The organism is Geobacter sulfurreducens PCA (genome assembly GCF_000007985.2).
In the GTDB taxonomy this organism is placed as follows: domain Bacteria; phylum Desulfobacterota; class Desulfuromonadia; order Geobacterales; family Geobacteraceae; genus Geobacter; species Geobacter sulfurreducens.
The window spans coordinates 2,092,495-2,109,780 of record NC_002939.5 but is presented as its reverse complement, the minus strand read 5'-3'; the positions used below and the strand labels follow the sequence as shown (position 1 = coordinate 2,109,780).

Below are 17,286 nucleotides of genomic sequence, written 5' to 3'. Positions count from 1 at the left end.
GGGACAGTACCTATGATGAGGAGGATACCCTTGTCCCTTGACCGCAGGCTGACACTGGTCACCATGGCCACCTGCGTGACGGTGCTGATACTGGCGTTTGCCGGGTTCGTGGTGCGGGACCTGACGATGGAGCCGCCAGAACTTCTGAGGCGGTTGGAGATCATTGCAGGTGTTGTCGGTGACAAAAGTATGACCAGCATCGTTTTTAACGATGTCCGGGCTGCCTCGGAGATGCTGGATGTCCTCAAGACGGATCCCCACATCATCGTTGGGCGCATCTACCTCAAGGATGGCTCGATTTTTGCGCATTACCGACGGAAGGGGTCACTGGCATCGCCTGCCGCAAACTCGTCGGCGGATGACGCAACCACCTGGATCGAGTATCGGCAACAGATGGTGGAGAAGATGGGAGATTCCCTTCCCAGTCATCATTGGCATGGCGACCACCTCGATATGTTCAGGCCGATAATACTAGACGGGGAGGTCATCGGCACCGTCTATCTGCGGGGCGATTACCGGGAGATATACTCGCGTTTGCGCTGGTATGCGGTAAGCGGAGGAGTGCTGCTGCTTATGCTCTCCGCCTTTGCCTACGTTCTGTCTTCAAAGCTGCAGCGACGGGTTTCTGCGCCGATTGCCGAATTGCTTGAGGTTACGCGGCGTGTTGCTGAGGAGCACAACTACTCGGTACGGGCCGCGGGGGGAGGGGTCGACGAGATCGGCGAACTCGTGTCCGGCTTCAATAGGATGCTTCAGATCATCGAAGAAAGTGACGCGAATCTGAAGCGGAACCGCGAAGACCTGGGGGAGGAAGTCGCCCGCCGCACCGAAGATCTGTCGCGGACCAACGAGGAACTGGAGCGGGCTGTTGCCGACCTGAGCAAGGCGAAAGAAGCCGCAGATTCCGCCAGTCAGTCAAAATCGCGGTTCCTGGCCAATGTGAGTCACGAGATCCGCACGCCCATGAACGGCGTCCTCGGCATGGTCAGTCTCCTTCTCGAAACCGACCTTCAAGCCAAACAGCGCGAGTATGCTGAGATCATCCGGTCATCCGGTGAACTGCTCATGCAGGTCATTAACGATCTGCTCGATTTTTCCCGTATTGAGTCGGGAAAACTGAAGATGGAGCAGCTGCCCTTTGCGGCGCGCCGTGTCATTGAAGAAATGGCCACCATTTATGGTGAGCGAGCCCGCCAGAAGGGGGTCTTCCTTGAATACTCCATGGCAGGAGAGGTGCCCGACCGCCTTCTGGGCGACCGCCACCGGCTCCGTCAGGTGTTGGGGAATCTTCTCGACAATGCCGTGAAATTCACCCTCAAGGGGACAATCACACTGACCGTTCGCGGGAGCGTGGAGGGTGGAGTCTGCCGACTCAGCTGCATCGTAAGCGATACGGGGATCGGCATTCCCCAGGATATGCTGCCCCGTTTGTTCCACCCGTTCACCCAGGCCGACGACTCCAATACCCGCCGTTTCGGAGGCACGGGGCTGGGGCTCGCCATTGTCCGCCATCTTGTGGAGCTCATGGGGGGCACGGTCAGTTGCGACAGTGAGCCGGGGTGCGGATCCGTTTTCCGGTTCACGGTCGCCCTGTCGGTGGTGCCGGATACGGGTGAGCCGGAACCGGAACCGTCCCATGAAGCTGCTGGGTCTTTTCCTTCTCGCCTATTGCTGGCAGAGGACAATGCCGTCAACCGAATGGTGTTGCAGGAGATGCTCCGAAGCCTCGGGGCGGATGTCATGGTGGTCTCTGACGGAGCCGAAGCCGTGGCTGCCGTCTCGGCTGAGCGGTTCGACATGGTGTTCATGGATTGCCAGATGACCGGTATGAACGGGATTGTCGCCACAGCCGAAATTCGCCGCATGGAGCGTACCGGACAGCTCACAGGCCGAACTCACATCATCGCCCTTACCGGAAGGGTGGAGGTGGGCGACCGGGAGGCCTGTCTGGCGGCGGGAATGGACGATTACCTCATCAAGCCGGTTATGCGCCACGATCTGGTGATGGTGCTCCGGCGCTGGCTGTCCCCGCATGACGAGACGATGCCATCCGCGGCATACGACAAGGCTCCCGGGGGAGTGAGTGAAGAGGCCGAATGTCTTCTCGACCGGGATATTCTGGATGGCATTCGTGCCTTGGAGGCGGGCGGGTCCGAGGGGCTCCTCGACCGTGTCATTGATATTTTTATTTCCGATTCGCCACGGCACCTGCGTGATATGAGGGAGGCCCTGGCGCGGGAGAACCTGCCTGCCGCCCGACGGGCTGCACATACTCTCAAATCCGGGTGCCTCAATCTGGGAGCCGTTGCCCTCGCAGCCTTATGCGGGGAGATGGAGCGACTCGGCGAAGGAGAAGACGTCTTGCCGTTGCGGCTGCTCTCACGTATGGAGTCGGAATTCATAAGGGTGTGCGCCGCGCTGGAGCGCGAGCGCACCGGGGTGTAAGATGCGAAAAGAGGGCAAGGACGGCGCTTCAGCTACCGTGATGATCATTGACGACGATGAGCTGGTGCGCGTTCTTGCCCGGCGCGCAGTAGAGCAGGGGGGCTTCGCGGTGATTGAAGCCGGCGATGGCGTCACCGCCATTGAGATGTTCAGCCGGCTTGTTCCCGACATCATCCTGCTCGATGTAGTAATGCCCGGCATGGGGGGATTTGATGTCTGCCGGCGTATTCGCCGTCTGCCGGGAGGAGACCGCGTCCAGATCCTCGTTATGACGAGTCTCGATGATACCGGTGCCATTGATGAAGCCTACGAGGCAGGGGCTTCGGACTTCCTGGCCAAGCCGATCGACTGGGTTCTGCTGCCCCGCCGTATCCGTTATCTACTGCGCGCCAAACTCGCTTTCGATGAGCTTCACAAGAGCAGGACCATGCTGTACAACGCTCAACGCATTGCTCGCCTGGGAAACTGGGAGTTCGACCTGGAGACCAACGTCTTTACCTGCTCCGAGGAATCGTGCCGCATTTTCGGCATCAGGGACCATCGGCAGGGGAAGAGTCACCGGGCCCTGATGCGCCGGGTGCATCCCGAAGACCGGGTAACGGTCAAGAAGGCCATCTTTCAGGCGTTCCGGACCGGTGTCGGCTACTGCATGGATCACCGGATCGTTCTCGATGATGGTGTTGAGCGGATCGTCAGCCAGCATGCCGAGCTTCTGTCCGCAGATGACGGGCGGACGTCAAGGCTGGTCGGAACGGTCCACGACATAACCGAGCGAACCCTTGCCGAGGAGCGGATTCGCTACCTTGCCCATCACGATACTCTGACGGCACTGCCCAACCGGTTCCAGTTCGAGGAGCGAATGGAACAGGCCCTGGCCTTTGCCCAGCGCAACGGCTTCATGATGGCAGTCCTGTTCCTGGATCTCGACCACTTCAAAAAGGTGAACGATACTCTGGGGCATCATGCGGGCGACCGGCTGCTTCAGGAGGCGGCCGGCCGGCTTATGAAATGCCTGCGGCGCAGCGATACGCTCACCCACGCTTCCCGCGAGGATGCGAGCCCCTTCATCTCCCGCATGGGCGGGGACGAGTTCACCATTCTGCTGACCGATCTGGCCCACCCCCAGGATGCCGCCAGGGTCTCGCAACGCATCATCACCGCCCTGTCCAAGCGTTATGTGATCGGCGGCCACGAGGTTTTCGTGGGGGCAAGCATCGGCATCAGTCTCTTTCCCTCCGACGGCGAGGACTGCGATCAGCTTTTGCGTAACGCGGATACGGCCATGTATCACGCCAAAGAACTGGGCCGCAATACCTATCAGTACTATTCGGGCTCTATGAACGCCATGGCGCTCGAGCGGCTGACCCTGGAAAACAACCTGCGCTGGGCGCTCAAACGGAATGAATTCCGCCTCTGCTACCAACCACAGCTGGATGCGGCCTCGGGGCGCGTGGTGGGGATGGAGGCTCTGCTGAGCTGGCATCGGCCGGGGTGTGATGTAGTCCCGCCTGACGATTTCATCCCCTTGGCCGAGGAAACCGGCCTTATCGCATCGATTGGCGAGTGGGTCCTCTGGAACGCTTGTGCCCAGGCGGTTACCTGGCTCCACGAGGGGCTCCCGCCGGTACGGGTGGCGGTCAATCTTTCCAGCCTCCAATTCCGGTCGCGTCGTTTGGCCGAGTTGGTGAGGAAGGTGCTGCGCGCCACCGGGTTGCCGCCATCGCATCTGGAGCTGGAGATTACCGAGGGGGTCTTCATGTCCAACGAAGAGGATGCTGCTGTTGTCATTCGCGACCTAAAGAAGATGGGGGTCCGCTTTTCCGTCGACGATTTCGGCACCGGCTACTCTTCCCTCAGCAGGCTGTCGCGCTTCCCGCTCGATGCTCTCAAGATCGACCGCTCCTTTGTCCGTGACATTTCAGCCGATCCGGCCGCGGCGGGCCTCACAGCCGCCATTATTGCCATGGCCCGCAATCTCGGCCTGAATGTTATTGCCGAAGGGGTCGAAACCCATGAACAGTTTGCCTTTCTCCGGGCAAACGGCTGCGCCGAAGTACAGGGATTCCTCTTCAGTCAGCCGCTTAACCCTGATGCAGCCGCAGCGTTCCTGCGCGCTCGGTCGCGCTAGGATGCTCCGTCACTCTTTTGCCACGGGCTTCCTCCTTCGCGGGATGAGCATCGGCACCTGGCGCCGGTAGCTGCGATAGGCGTCACCGAATTCCCTTTCGAGCCTCCGCTCCTCCACCACGGCCCCCATCACGAAATATCCCCCTGCCATAAGAGTAAACAAAAGCCATTTCACGGTCATGAGCGGGTTGAAGAGACAAAAGACCATGGCCAGTGTGTAGAGAGGGTGGCGGACTGTGCCATAGCATCCTGTGGTGACCAGTTCGTGGGCGGCATCCTCCCGGCTCGGGTGTCGGATGCCGAGGAAATCCGCCATTCCGGTCCGGGAGACGCAGCGTATCATCTGCAGCAGGGTGAACGCCTGCACCGCATGGAAGGCAAGGCTGGCCGATCCGGGCACCAGGTAGATAACCGGTGACAGGGGCCATGCGGCCATGACCCACCCGAAGGTGACCAAGGCAGCCAGATTGTAGGCTGCTCGATAGAAACGAAATCCCCTCGGAAACATGTTGCCGATGCGCTGCTGAACGCCCGGCAGGGCCGCGATTGAGTGAAGCATGGCAAACAGAAGGAACCGGATGACGAGATCAACGGCTCCGTTCACGACACACCTCGTCCACACACCGGCTTATAGCCTTTAACATGTTGTAATTGTTTATCAAAATAACTCCTTGTATACACCAATTCCTCATGCTAGGATTAGTCACTTTCCCCAGTACAGGAGGGCACATGGCAGTAATTACGATCTCCAGAGAGATGGGTACGGGAGCTTACCAGATTGCCCGCGAGGTGGCCAAGCGCCTCAAACATACCCTTGTCGACGGTAACAAGATCGCGGAGCTTGCGCCCCGTTACGGCCTTGACAAGGAGCTTCTCAAGCGAGTGGACGAAAAGCCTCCGGTCTATATCACTGCCGAGGACCGGATGCACGCCGCGCATCTCAACACGATCGAAATCATAATCCTCGACTGTGTCAAACAGGGAAACGTGATCCTTTACGGTCGCGGCGCCCAGGACCTTCTCTCCGATGTGGAGAATATTCTCAGAATCCGCTTTATCGCCCCCTTTGAGCACCGGGTTGAAAACTTTTCCGAGCGCGAATGGATTGATCCCGACCTGGCGCGGGAACTCATCCGCAAGAGCGACCATCAGCGGGGCGGCTTCATTCATTTTTACTTCAATCGTGACTGGAACGATTCGCTCGGCTATGACCTGACGTTCAACACCGAGCGTATGAGCCAGAGCGCGATTATCGAAAGCATCATCGCGGCGGCAAAGGATTCCCGCCTCAAAGAGGGGGAGGAACGTCTGAAGCAGGTGATCGATGAGACCATCCTTGCCAAGAAGGTGGAAACGGCCTTTCTCAAGTCTGGCGACATTGAGTACATTCATTTCAGGATCAGCGTATCCGGCAAGGTAGTGAGTTTCTCAGGCCACGTGCATTCCGAGGCGGAAAAACGGGAGGCGATCCGCCTCGCTACCGCCGTCGAAGGCGTCGAGAGGGTCGAAGGAGACTTGCAGGTCCTGAACTATAAGTCCCACAAGGGGTAGCCGAAGGTTCCGCACCCTCTGCCTTTCACGTATCAGACACATCCCGGCGCGCCGGCGGTTACCTTCCGCCCGGCGCGCCATTTGCTTCAGGGAGCGGATACCTGCACGACCGAACTGGTTTCGCCACCGGGATTGATGACCTGCAACCGCAGATCTTTGTCGGTCGGATCAACCGGATACCGCTGGTAGACCAGTTTCGAACAGTCCACGTAGATCAGCATGTCTCGTTCCCCTGTTGCCCCTGCCCTGATGCGTTTGCCCCCCCCCGCGTTAAGCCCCAGTTGCAGGCCGCTCTCCTCGATTGACAGCGTCGCCCCCGGCTGGAAGTTCCTGCCCTCGATCACTAGGTTGTAGTAATTCACCGAACTTTCGCCGCGTACTACGCTGAATACTTCTGGGGTACCGCGTACTACGAGGGTGACGGGGGTGGTGACCGTTTCCTCCGCGTTTTTTACCTGTATCTGATGAAGTCCTGCCTGGACGGGGGGGACGATAAAGGAGAGGGCCTGGGGAGAACCGAAACTGCTTCTCACTGCTGCACCGTTGAACAGGACTCTGCTCTCGGCCTGAAAATTCCTGCCGGTAATGGTGACCAACCGCTCACCCGATGGTGAGCATACATCCACGGTTTCGGGGTACAGGCTTTCCACGACCGGTTTCGGCGGCAGCACAGAGAAGTTGTAGGTGCGGCTTGTGATACCGTCTCCCCTTTTGACGAAAAGAGCGTAGAGTCCAGGTTGCAGGCGCGGTATCTCGAAGGAAAGAACGTCCGTGCCGACAAGCCGCGCGGGGATCTCGGTATTGCCGAGGTAGGCCGTGGTTCCGGAGGCAAAGCCGCTCCCTGAGAGGGTTACGGTCGTATTGGGCTCGCCTTGGGCGGGGATAATGCTAAGGATGTTGACCGGTACCGGCTCCGGTGCTTTTGTGGCGGCGGCCGCGGCAATTTGCTTCTGCTTGGCCGGACGAGTGGCGCCTCCGGCGGTGCCGGCAACCAGAACGGCGACCAGCATGAGCGGTACGATCATTCGATGGATCATGAGTTTTCCCTCTGCGCATCGCCTCGACGGGACGACTATCGTGCCCGATCCCGATGCGCCAAGTAGACCACGTCTCGCCGTCGTGTCAACGGTCCAGGGTCATTGCCAGCCAGATACCCGACAGGGCAAAGAGCACGTTCGCCGCCCATGCGGAGATCAGTGGCGGGAGGATGCCGGTCTGGCCGAAGGAAATGAGGATGGAGTTGGTGATGAAATAGGCGAACCCGATGCCGATGCTCGCTGTAATCCCCAGTGCGACCCCGCTTGACCTTCCCCCCCGCAGGGCGAACGGGATGCCCAGAAACGCCATGATGAGCGAGGCGAAGGGGAGGGATATCTTCGAGTGCATCTGGGCCTCGTAGCGGGTGGTGTCATATCCTCCCGCCTTCAGTTTCCGCACGTAATCGCGCAGTTTGAAAAAGCCCATGTTGTCGGCATACTTATCCACCACCTTCAGGTCCTCAATCTTGAGGTTGAGCTCCGCCGGCAGCGAGGCCAGCGTTCTCGTCTCCACCGAAGGCCCGGCGAGCCCCCGGACCGTCACCGTCTTGAAGGTCCACCTCGCACCGTCCCACGTCCCTTCAGCAGCATCAATTCTGCTGACGGGGCGCATGCCGTCCGAAAAGCGCCAGAGGGTGATCCCTCGCAGCGCCTGCCGACCCGGGTCAAACACCCTTGCCATCATGATCGCACTCTCGTCTTTGTGCCAGATGTTGTTCTGGCGGAAAAACGTGTTGGTCCCCTGTTTGCGGATCAGCACCTGGTCCACGTAGCGCATCTGCCGATAGCTGGAAGGCAGCACGAATTCGTTGGAAAAAATTGTGAGGAGGCTGACCGCGGCGGCAATGACGATGAGTGGCGCGCTGATTCTGCCGAGCCCTACGCCACAACCGCGCATGGCGACGATCTCGCTGTTGCGGGAAAGCATGCCGAGGGTGAGGAGCGTGGACATGAGCACTGCCAGCGGGATGACCTGGGTGATGATCTCGGGCAACTTGCAGATGAAGTACTGTATGATGTCGATCCACCGGGGCTGGAAACGGAGGAGCCGGCCGATCTTTTCCAGAAAGTCGATGACTAGGTAAATGGCGACGAAGGACGCCAGGCAGAGTCCCAGAATTTTCAGGTAGGCACCGGCAATGTAGCGGGTCAGAATGGTCACGTCTTCCTCCGCTCAAATCTGTGCCGCACCCATGCCAGGGCCGTTGTCACATACTCTGCCAGGGGGATCGCCCGGTCGAGTGCCGCTCGTTTCAGGAGGAATATCCCGAGGCCGAGGAACAGTACATTGGGGATCCAAACGGCAACGAATGCCGGAGCGATTCCCTTCTCGTTGACGGTTTTGCCGGCGGACATGAGAATGTAGTAGAGCATGAGCAGGATGATGCCGGCGGCAAAACCTCCTGCCCGCCCCGATCTCTGGTTTTGGATACCCAGAGGAACAGCAATGACCGCAAACACTACGCAGGCGAAAGGGAGGGCAAAACGTTTGTGAAGCTCGAAGTGCATCTCGCGGACCAGCTTGGGTTGTTCGCCGGGGGATTTCATGCGGGCAAGGAGCTCGCCCAGGGTCATATCTTCCTCGTTGAGGCGAGCCTTTTGCTGCTCCCGCTGCAGGGCAATGCTCAGATCATAGCTGGTGAATTCCACGAGACGGTAGCCGCCGGTTCCTATGCCCCGATGAATCCCGCCGTTATTCAGCCGCAGGCGAACGATACGTTCTTCGGGGTTGGTAGCCAGCTGGCCGGAAGCGGCGAAGATGGTCGACGGCTCGTCGGGGTTGCGCTCATCATGGATCAGGATGCCGCTGATCCGTCCGGATTTGGGGTCAAAGCCGTCCACGTAGATCACGAGGCCGGGAAATTCGTCGTTAAAGACCTTTTCCGTGATACTCATGGCGGCGCGCGTCTCTATGACACCGTGGAGGAACTTCTTGAACGCGGTGTTGCCCCAGGGAAGCGCGTAGACCGAGACAAACGTAGTGGCGGCGTATGTGATGACCCCGAAGGCGATCACCGGCACGGCGATGGTTCCTATGCTCATGCCGCTGGCCTTCATGGCGGTCACCTCGCTGTCGGCAGAGAGCCGGCCCATGGCCAGGAGCACCGCAAGGAGAAATGCCATGGGAATCGCCACCAGGAAAAATGAAGGAAGCATGTAGAGGATAAGGCGGGTAACGTCGAGGAACGGGACTCCGCGGGCGAAAACCATCTCGGCGAGCTTCAGGAGGCGTCCCATCAGCAGAACAAAGGTGAATACCGTTAGCCCGAGTGCAAAGGGGACCGCGGTTTCAGTGCAGATATAGCGAAACAGGAGTCGGGACATTGGGCAGTCATGATACACGAAGGGGTGCGGCATGTAAATATAAGAGCATAGCCTCGCCAATCTTTGGTGTTGCTAAAGCCGGGCGCTCTGTGGTATATGGATTTGCTGTTCAAATCACGCACGCCTTCCATCGGGCCGGCGGTGTCCCTCGCGGATTCCGGCCATCAACAGGAAGGCGGAGGCACAACCGAAAAGGAGAGAAAGCATGTCGAACATCACCATGAAGGAGCTTCTGGAGGCCGGTGTTCATTTCGGCCACCAGACCAAGAGATGGAACCCGAAGATGAAGCCATATATCTTCGGGGCGCGTAACGGTATTTACATTATCGACCTCCAGAAGACCGTACGCCTCTTCAAGAATGCGTATAATTTCGTTCGTGAGAACGCCCAGGCTGGCGAAACGATGCTCTTCGTGGGCACCAAGAAGCAAGCCCAGGATGCCATCGGCGAAGAAGCAGTCCGTTGTGGCATGTATTTCGTCAACCAGCGCTGGCTTGGCGGCATGCTCACCAACTTCGTCACCGTCAAGCAGAGCATCGACCGCCTCAAGCGGCTGGATGCCATGTTCGCCGACGGCTCCATTGAAGCGTACACCAAGAAGGAAGCTCTGCAGCTTGAAAAAGAGCGGGAGAAGCTGGAAAAGATTCTCGGCGGCATCAAAGGGATGGGCAAGCTTCCCGGCGCGCTCTTCGTGATCGACCCCAAGAATGAGACTATCGCCATCAGCGAGGCCAAGAAGCTGGGTATTCCCGTTGTGGCCGTGGTTGACACCAACTGTGACCCCGATCCCATCGACTATGTAATTCCTGGCAATGACGACGCCATCCGCGCCATTCGCCTGCTCACTTCCAAGATGGCTGACGCGGTCATCGAGGGCTCCCAGGCACGTGACGCCGTTCTTCAGACCGGCGACGAGGAGGCTATGGAAGCCGCTGCGGAAGAGAGTGGCGCCGAGGCCTGATCCGGTCTGATTAATCACATCGCATAATGATCGGGATGGCGCCTCGGCGCCCGTCCCTTCACCAGGGAGGATACAGTGAGCATTACAGCTGCACAGGTCAACGAACTGCGTAAAATCACCGGTGCCGGCCTCATGGACTGCAAGAAGGCCCTCACCGAAACCAACGGCGATCTTGAGCAGGCGGTCGATTACCTCAGGAAAAAGGGTCTTGCTGCCGCTTCCAAAAAGGCGGGCCGGGCAGCCACCGAAGGTGCTGTTGGCTCTTATATTCACGCCGGCGGCAAGATCGGTGTTCTTGTCGAAGTGAACTGCGAGACCGATTTCGTGGCGCGCAACGATAATTTCCAAGCATTCGTGAAGGATATCGCTATGCATATCGCCGCCGCTTCTCCTCAATATGTGCGTCGCGAGGAAGTGCCCGCGGAGCTGCTTGAGCGCGAGAAGGAAATCTACCGCGCCAAGGCCCGTGAGACGGGCAAGCCGGAAAACATCATCGAGAAGATCATCGAGGGGCAGATCAACAAGTTCTACGCTGAGATATGCCTCATGGAGCAGAATTTCGTCAAGGACCCGGACAAGACCGTTCAGCAGTTCCTGAACGAGACTATTTCGTCCATCGGCGAAAACATGTCGGTTAGACGCTTCGCACGCTTCGTTCTGGGCGAAGGGCTTGAAAAGAAAGAATCGGACTTTGCCGCGGAGGTTGCCGCCGCAGCGGGTCTGTAGCAAGGCACACGGGCCGGTCATGAACATGGCCGGCTCTTTTTGCGTTCGCGCCGACAGCGGCGCTTTAACAGCGTGTACGAGGACAGAACATCATGGGTACACCCTACTACGGACGAGTGCTGCTTAAGCTTTCCGGTGAAGCCCTGGCCGGCGATCAGGGATACGGTATCGATCCCCGAACCATTACCGCCATTGCTGCCGAGATTAAGGAAGTTGTGGCCACCGGCTCTCAACTGGCCTTGGTGATCGGCGGCGGTAACATCTTCCGCGGTCTTGCCGCATCTTCCAAGGGAATGGACCGCGCTAGCGCCGACTACATGGGCATGCTTGCGACTATGATCAACTCTCTGGCGATGCAGGATGCTCTAGAGAAGGTCGGTGTCGACACGCGAGTCCAGTCGGCCATCGCCATGCAGGAAGTGGCGGAGCCCTACATCAGGAGGCGGGCCATCCGCCATCTGGAGAAGGGGCGAATCGTTATTTTCGGCGCCGGGACCGGTAATCCCTACTTTACGACCGACACGGCTGCAAGTCTGAGGGCCATGGAAATCGGGGCAGACGTCATTCTCAAGGGGACCAAGGTCGACGGCGTCTATTCGGCCGACCCCAAGAAAGATCCGACTGCAATAAAGTACCCCCGGCTTACCTACCTCGAGGTGCTCAAGAAGGGGCTTCAGGTGATGGACGCCACGGCAACATCGCTCTGCATGGACAATAATCTTCCCATCATCGTGTTTGATATCACCACCTACGGCAATATCAAGAAAGTGGTGTGCGGCGAAGAGATCGGCACCATTGTGAAAGGAGAATGACATGACGAAAGACGTCATCAACGATATGAAGTCTCACATGGAAAAATCGGTCGAATCGTTGCGTCGCGAGTACCAAAAAGTTCGCACCGGTCGGGCAAACACCGGTCTTCTTGACGAGATCAGGGTGGATTTCTACGGTAACCCGTCTCCGCTCAACCAGGTAGCTACTCTTGCCGTACCCGAGCCGCGGACCATCACCATTCAGCCGTGGGAGACAAAGATGATCCCGGTCATCGAGAAGGCGATCCTGAACGCCAACCTCGGCTTCACCCCGTCCAATGACGGTAAGCTCATCCGGATCAGCCTTCCCCCCCTCACCGAGGAACGTCGTAAAGAAATCGTGAAGTCGCTTAAAAAGACGGCTGAGGATGCCAAGATAGCCATTCGGAACATCCGTCGAGACGCCATTGATGGTCTCAAGAAGCTGGAGAAGGACAAAAAGATATCCGAAGACGACCTCAAGCGCGCCGAGAAGGAAGTCCAGGATGTGACGAACGTCTATGTCGCCAAAGTTGATGAGGTCCTGGCACACAAGGAAAAGGAAGTCATGGAGGTGTGAGGAGGCGTGGCCAATGGCCGCGCAACCTGTTAATTTCGTTTTTTTCCTTGCGCCCATACTGCTTTTATGGTTTAATCCCCTTTAACCCCTCGTTTAAAGGGGATTTTTTGTTTCTGGTGACATATGCACGGCCTCATACCCGATAAACTCCCCAGGCACTTGGCCATTATCATGGACGGTAACGGCCGCTGGGCTCAGGAACGGATGCTCACGCGGATCATCGGCCACCAGAAAGGGGTGGAAACGGTCAGGATCATCGTCGAGGAGTGTTCCCGGCTCGGTATCGGATATCTGACGCTATTCGCTTTTTCAGCTGAGAACTGGCTTCGGCCAAAAACCGAGGTCAAGGCGCTGATGGCCCTGCTGAAGAAGTACATTGCATCTGAGGCTGCGCGGATGGATGCGAACAATATCCGGTTTAATGTCATCGGCAACCGTGATGAACTGCCGCCGGATGTGAATAAAGCCGTTCAGGGAGCAATCGACCGGACCAGCGGCAATACCGGTATGATCCTTACTCTGGCACTTTCCTACGGCGCGCGCCAGGAGATCATGACGGCGGCTACGCGGATAGCCTCCGATATTGCTTCCGGCGTGCTCAAGGCCGATGATCTCAGTGAGACTGCCTTTGCCTCGTATCTGTTCACCAGCGGGCTCCCTGATCCCGATTTTCTCATCCGCACGAGCGGAGAGATGAGGATCAGCAATTTTCTTCTTTGGCAGCTGGCCTATACGGAGTTCTACTTCTCCTCGGTCAACTGGCCAGAATTCACGCCGGAGGAACTGTACCGGGCATTGAGCGATTACCAGGCCCGCGAGCGGCGTTTCGGTCGCACAAGCGCCCAGATCAACACGAGGAGCTAGCCATTAAGCGCGTCATTACTGGAGCAATTGCCCTCCCTCTGCTGATTCTGTTCGTCCTCAAGGCGAGCTATGTTCTTTTTGCATCGTTCGTCGTTGTTCTCACGTTTCTTGGGCTCAGCGAATACTATCGTATGGCGCTTCCGGACCGCAGGGCGGAAGGAGTAGCTGCTTCCCTGGCCGGGGCACTTATACCCGCGTTCCTGGCTGCTCAGGATCGTATCATCGAAATGGTTCCTTTCCGCACGTCGGCAACCCTGTTCGCTTTTGTCCTGACGATTGTCTTCCTCGCATTCGCTCTCAGGGTTCTGTTCAGCTTTCGCGATGTCCGGTCGGCCGCAGTCGAAACGGCTCTGTTCGCGACGGGGTTTCTCTACGTGCCGCTGCTCCTGACCCACCTTGCATGGCTGCGCGCTCTTCCGGACGGGGTCGGCTGGATCTTCCTCGTTCTCGTTATCGTCATGTCCGGAGATACGGCAGCGTACTATGTGGGAAGTAATCTGGGCCGCCGCAAGCTTTATCCGTCAGTTAGTCCCAACAAGAGCGTTGAGGGGGCGATCGGCGGATTACTCGGCAGCCTTGCCGGAACCTTTGTGGCGCGTCTTACCTTTTTCCCCGGACTGACCGTCCTTGACTGCATTGCCACGGCGCTCCTGTTGGGAGTTCTCGGTCAGGTCGGCGACCTCTTCGAGTCGTTGCTCAAGCGCAGTTTCGGCGTCAAGGATTCGGGAACGATCGTGCCCGGACACGGCGGCATTCTCGACCGATTGGACAGTATTCTGTTTGCTGTGCCGGCTGCCTACTACTACGCTCTTTTCGTGTTCATGAACCGATAGGTTTGACAGGGTATCCATGAAAAACATCACCATACTCGGATCAACAGGCTCCATTGGGGTCAGCACGCTGGAAGTTGTCTCCGCCCACCCCGACCGCTTCCGTGTCGTTGCTCTCACTGCCGGCAACAACCTTGAGATGCTGAGACAGCAGATCGAGACGTTCCGTCCGCAAATGGTCAGCGTTCTGAGCGAAAAACTGGCCGTTGAACTGGACCGGAGTCTGCCGGGGTACAAGCCGGAGATCCATTATGGCGTTGAAGGGCTTATCGCCGCAGCCACGGCGGGGGATGCCCATATGGTTGTTGCTGCAATAGTCGGTGCCGCCGGGCTGGTTCCGACCGCTGCGGCTATACGGGCTGGCAAAGATGTGGCTCTTGCCAACAAGGAAACCCTGGTCACTGCCGGCAGGCTCATCATGGATCTTGTGCGGGACAAGAATGTCAGACTCTATCCCGTTGACAGTGAACACAGCGCCGTGTTCCAGTCCATGGAAGGACAGAGCCGCAAGGATGTATTGCGGATCATCCTGACCGCTTCGGGCGGGCCCTTCCTGAATCTGCCGCTTGATCAGCTGTCCCGGGTTTCGATCGACGACGCCCTGAACCACCCCAACTGGTCCATGGGGCGCAAGATAACCATCGATTCGGCCACCATGATGAACAAGGGGCTGGAGGTGATCGAGGCTCGCTGGCTTTTCGATACGCCGGCGGAGCGGATCGACGTGAACATTCATCCCCAGAGCATCATCCATTCCATGGTCGAGTATGTGGACGGCAGTGTCATGGCTCAGTTGGGTGTTCCCGACATGAAGGCTCCCATCGCCTATGCGCTGACCTATCCCGAGCGGGTCCCCACCGGGGTGAATCCCCTTGACCTCACCGCTCTGTCCGGGCTCACCTTTTTCAAGCCGGACTATCGCCGCTTTCCCGCCCTGAAGCTTGCCTACGACGCTTTGGCGGCAGGGGAAAGCATGCCCGCGGTCATGAACGCTGCCAATGAGGTGGCGGTAGAGGCTTTTCTGTCCGGGGTGATCGGATTCATCGACATTGCCGCCACTATCGCACGAATCATGGACGCCCATGAGGCACACACCCTTTCCACCATCGAGGAGGCGCTCATCACCGATCGTTGGGCGCGTGAGAAGGCGCGTGAGCTCGTAGGGCTCGTCCGCCGCTAGCCGCAGTACGAGAGGAGACTATGGTCAGCATCATCTCCGCCATCATCGTTTTAGGAATACTGATCTTCGTTCACGAGTTGGGGCACTTCATTTTTGCCAAACTCTTCGGTGTGGGGGTCGAAAAGTTCTCATTGGGATTCGGTCCCAAGCTCATCGGGAAGAAGGTGGGCGAGACCGAGTACCTCATCTCCGCCTTCCCTCTGGGGGGATACGTGAAGATGGTGGGAGAAGGCGCCGAAGGGGAACTTTCCGAAGAGGACAAGGCCCGTTCCTTTGCCGAGAAATCTCCTCTCAAGCGAATCGGTATCGTTGTGGCCGGGCCAGGCTTCAATCTGATCTTTGCCTGGATCGTGTTCATCGCGATCTTCATGATCGGCGTTCCTTCGGTAACCTCCAAGATCGGCGAAGTCGTCAAGGACAAGCCCGCTGCCAAGGCGGGTATCATGGCGAACGACATCATTACCGGCGTTAACGGCAAGGCTGTCTCCCGCTGGGATGAGATGGCGGCTGAGATATCTGCGGGGAAGGGCGCTCCCCTTGTCGTTGAGGTGAAGCGGGGTGAAGTGATCAAGACCTTCCGTGTGACGCCAGAAACGCGGACCGGCAAGAACCTTCTCGGTGAAACCGTTACCACCCCGGTCATCGGTGTGGTGGCCTCTGGCGAAACGGTCATCGACACGTATCCCGCCGGCGAGGCCCTGCAGCGGGGAACCGTTCAGACCGGCAACGTGATCCGGCTTACGGTCGTCTCTCTGGTTAAGATCGTCGAACGGGCTGTTCCCCTCGATACCATCGGCGGACCGATCATGATCGCCAAGATGGCTGGCCAGCAGGCCGAAGCAGGAGGTGTCAGCTTCCTGGCATTCATGGCGCTCCTCTCTATAAACCTGGGCGTCCTCAACCTCCTTCCCATCCCGATTCTGGATGGCGGTCACCTGATATTCTACTTGTGGGAGCTGATTTTCCGCAAACCGGTCAGCATGCGGGCACGGGAGATCGCCCAGCAGGTCGGTCTTGCCCTTCTTATCGGTCTGATGGTGCTGGCATTCTATAACGATATCGCCCGTTACATCGTGGGACAAGGATAGCGTGAAGATCCTCACCATTGACACCTCCACCTCCACGTGCAGTGCGGCACTGAGCATCGACGGCCGGTGCGCGGGCGAATATCTTCTGGAAGCCGAGCGTCATCCGTCGGAGCGTCTGCTGGCAGCCGTAGATATTCTGCTTCGGGATACCGGCATGGAGTTGGAGGAACTGGACGGTTTCGGCGTAGCATTGGGGCCGGGATCGTTCACCGGTGTTCGGATCGGAGTGGCCACGGTCAAGGGGCTGGCCCTGGCAACCGGCAAGCCTGCCGTTGGTTTCTCGTCCCTCGCCATGCTCGCCCTGAACCTCCCCTGGAGCTTGTTGCCGGTTTGCACCCTGTTCGACGCTCGCAAAAAAGAGGTGTACGGGGGGCTCTATAGGGTGACGTCAGCTCCCGAACCGGTTATTGTCGACCGCGTTGCACCGCCTGAACGCTTCCTCGAGGCGATTGAAGGTGAGGCTATATTCGTGGGAGACGGGGCCATCCGGTACCGGGAAGCCATCGAGTCGATCCTGGGACATCGTGCTTTCTTTGCCCCTGCGCACTGTCACCAGCCCCGAGCCTCAGCCGGAGCACTTCTGGCGGGTGAGCTGCTGCGCACAGGCGCGGCTGTCCCGCTGCCGCTTCTTAATCCTACCTACATCAGACCGTCCGAGGCGGAGCTCGCCAGGATGTGCCAAAAGGCGGTATAACGCCATTTTATTGGAGTTGACACCGCACCCCCGGTTGTATTATGTTCACACTTTACCTTACCGACCACGCCAGACTCATCCCCTCTC

General features: G+C 58.4%; 16 protein-coding genes. 12 read left to right on the top strand and 4 right to left on the bottom strand.

The window, feature by feature from the left end; translation table 11 throughout:
* The first annotated feature begins 30 nt into the window (after positions 1-30).
* Both GS_RS09700 and GS_RS09695 read left to right on the top strand, forming a co-directional pair.
* Entirely contained in the window at positions 31-2,445 is a 2,415-nt protein-coding gene (locus GS_RS09700) for an ATP-binding protein (RefSeq protein ID WP_235044858.1), read from the top strand.
* A gap of 1 nt (position 2,446) precedes the next feature.
* Positions 2,447-4,573 carry a putative bifunctional diguanylate cyclase/phosphodiesterase gene (locus GS_RS09695; protein ID WP_010942572.1) on the top strand — a complete coding sequence of 709 codons (2,127 nt, stop codon included), beginning with the start codon at positions 2,447-2,449 and terminating at the stop codon, positions 4,571-4,573.
* A 9-nt stretch (positions 4,574-4,582) separates the two neighbouring features.
* Here the strand turns inward: GS_RS09695 and GS_RS09690 are convergent, their stop codons facing one another.
* Positions 4,583-5,176, bottom strand: coding sequence for a methyltransferase family protein (locus GS_RS09690; RefSeq protein WP_010942571.1), 594 nt, complete (start codon positions 5,174-5,176; stop codon positions 4,583-4,585).
* A gap of 125 nt (positions 5,177-5,301) precedes the next feature.
* Here GS_RS09690 and GS_RS09685 point away from each other — a divergent pair, with 125 nt between their 5' ends.
* Entirely contained in the window at positions 5,302-6,123 is an 822-nt protein-coding gene (locus tag GS_RS09685; RefSeq protein ID WP_010942570.1) for a cytidylate kinase family protein, read from the top strand.
* A gap of 86 nt (positions 6,124-6,209) precedes the next feature.
* On the opposite strand, the gene GS_RS09680 is transcribed toward GS_RS09685, so the two are convergent.
* The 3 genes from GS_RS09680 to lptF all read right to left on the bottom strand — a co-directional run bounded on the left by GS_RS09680 (position 6,210) and on the right by lptF (position 9,485).
* Positions 6,210-7,160 carry an IPT/TIG domain-containing protein gene (locus tag GS_RS09680; RefSeq protein WP_010942569.1) on the bottom strand — a complete coding sequence of 317 codons (951 nt, stop codon included), beginning with the start codon at positions 7,158-7,160 and terminating at the stop codon, positions 6,210-6,212.
* Between the two features lie 85 nt (positions 7,161-7,245).
* On the bottom strand, positions 7,246-8,322 hold the full coding sequence (gene lptG / locus GS_RS09675) for an LPS export ABC transporter permease LptG (RefSeq protein ID WP_010942568.1): 1,077 nt from the start codon (positions 8,320-8,322) through the stop codon (positions 7,246-7,248).
* Positions 8,319-9,485 carry an LPS export ABC transporter permease LptF gene (gene lptF / locus GS_RS09670; protein ID WP_010942567.1) on the bottom strand — a complete coding sequence of 389 codons (1,167 nt, stop codon included), beginning with the start codon at positions 9,483-9,485 and terminating at the stop codon, positions 8,319-8,321. Before lptF ends, lptG begins: the two co-directional genes overlap by 4 nt.
* A gap of 205 nt (positions 9,486-9,690) precedes the next feature.
* On the opposite strand from lptF, the gene rpsB reads away from it, so the two are divergent.
* The 9 genes from rpsB to tsaB all read left to right on the top strand — a co-directional run bounded on the left by rpsB (position 9,691) and on the right by tsaB (position 17,199).
* Positions 9,691-10,446: a 30S ribosomal protein S2 gene (rpsB, locus tag GS_RS09665; protein ID WP_010942566.1), complete on the top strand. Its 756-nt coding sequence runs from the start codon at positions 9,691-9,693 to the stop codon at positions 10,444-10,446.
* A 75-nt stretch (positions 10,447-10,521) separates the two neighbouring features.
* The gene (gene tsf / locus GS_RS09660) at positions 10,522-11,172 is read left to right on the top strand and encodes a translation elongation factor Ts (protein WP_010942565.1); all 651 of its coding nucleotides are present in this window, start codon (positions 10,522-10,524) and stop codon (positions 11,170-11,172) included.
* Positions 11,173-11,264: 92 nt separating this feature from the next.
* Entirely contained in the window at positions 11,265-11,984 is a 720-nt protein-coding gene (pyrH, locus tag GS_RS09655) for a UMP kinase (RefSeq protein WP_010942564.1), read from the top strand.
* Position 11,985: 1 nt separating this feature from the next.
* Positions 11,986-12,543, top strand: coding sequence for a ribosome recycling factor (gene frr, locus GS_RS09650; RefSeq protein WP_010942563.1), 558 nt, complete (start codon positions 11,986-11,988; stop codon positions 12,541-12,543).
* A 123-nt stretch (positions 12,544-12,666) separates the two neighbouring features.
* A complete protein-coding gene (locus tag GS_RS09645) occupies positions 12,667-13,407 on the top strand; it encodes an isoprenyl transferase (protein ID WP_010942562.1) in 741 nt (246 codons plus the stop codon).
* 2 nt (positions 13,408-13,409) lie between these two features.
* Positions 13,410-14,240 (top strand): phosphatidate cytidylyltransferase, encoded by an 831-nt coding sequence (locus tag GS_RS09640; RefSeq protein WP_010942561.1) that lies wholly within the window; start codon positions 13,410-13,412, stop codon positions 14,238-14,240.
* Positions 14,241-14,256: 16 nt separating this feature from the next.
* The gene (locus GS_RS09635; protein ID WP_010942560.1) at positions 14,257-15,417 is read left to right on the top strand and encodes a 1-deoxy-D-xylulose-5-phosphate reductoisomerase; all 1,161 of its coding nucleotides are present in this window, start codon (positions 14,257-14,259) and stop codon (positions 15,415-15,417) included.
* Between the two features lie 20 nt (positions 15,418-15,437).
* Positions 15,438-16,505 (top strand): RIP metalloprotease RseP, encoded by a 1,068-nt coding sequence (gene rseP, locus GS_RS09630; RefSeq protein WP_010942559.1) that lies wholly within the window; start codon positions 15,438-15,440, stop codon positions 16,503-16,505.
* A gap of 1 nt (position 16,506) precedes the next feature.
* On the top strand, positions 16,507-17,199 hold the full coding sequence (gene tsaB, locus GS_RS09625) for a tRNA (adenosine(37)-N6)-threonylcarbamoyltransferase complex dimerization subunit type 1 TsaB (RefSeq protein WP_010942558.1): 693 nt from the start codon (positions 16,507-16,509) through the stop codon (positions 17,197-17,199).
* Positions 17,200-17,286 lie beyond the last annotated feature (87 nt).

Coding starts and splice junctions, on each gene's coding strand:
- GS_RS09685 (WP_010942570.1), top strand. CDS start 5,302: ATGGCAGTAATTACGATCTCCAGAGAGATGGGTACGGGAGCTTACCAG.
- rseP (WP_010942559.1), top strand. CDS start 15,438: ATGGTCAGCATCATCTCCGCCATCATCGTTTTAGGAATACTGATCTTC.
- GS_RS09680 (WP_010942569.1), bottom strand. CDS start 7,160: ATGATCCATCGAATGATCGTACCGCTCATGCTGGTCGCCGTTCTGGTT.
- GS_RS09635 (WP_010942560.1), top strand. CDS start 14,257: ATGAAAAACATCACCATACTCGGATCAACAGGCTCCATTGGGGTCAGC.
- lptF (WP_010942567.1), bottom strand. CDS start 9,485: ATGTCCCGACTCCTGTTTCGCTATATCTGCACTGAAACCGCGGTCCCC.
- pyrH (WP_010942564.1), top strand. CDS start 11,265: ATGGGTACACCCTACTACGGACGAGTGCTGCTTAAGCTTTCCGGTGAA.
- GS_RS09695 (WP_010942572.1), top strand. CDS start 2,447: ATGCGAAAAGAGGGCAAGGACGGCGCTTCAGCTACCGTGATGATCATT.
- GS_RS09645 (WP_010942562.1), top strand. CDS start 12,667: ATGCACGGCCTCATACCCGATAAACTCCCCAGGCACTTGGCCATTATC.
- frr (WP_010942563.1), top strand. CDS start 11,986: ATGACGAAAGACGTCATCAACGATATGAAGTCTCACATGGAAAAATCG.
- rpsB (WP_010942566.1), top strand. CDS start 9,691: ATGTCGAACATCACCATGAAGGAGCTTCTGGAGGCCGGTGTTCATTTC.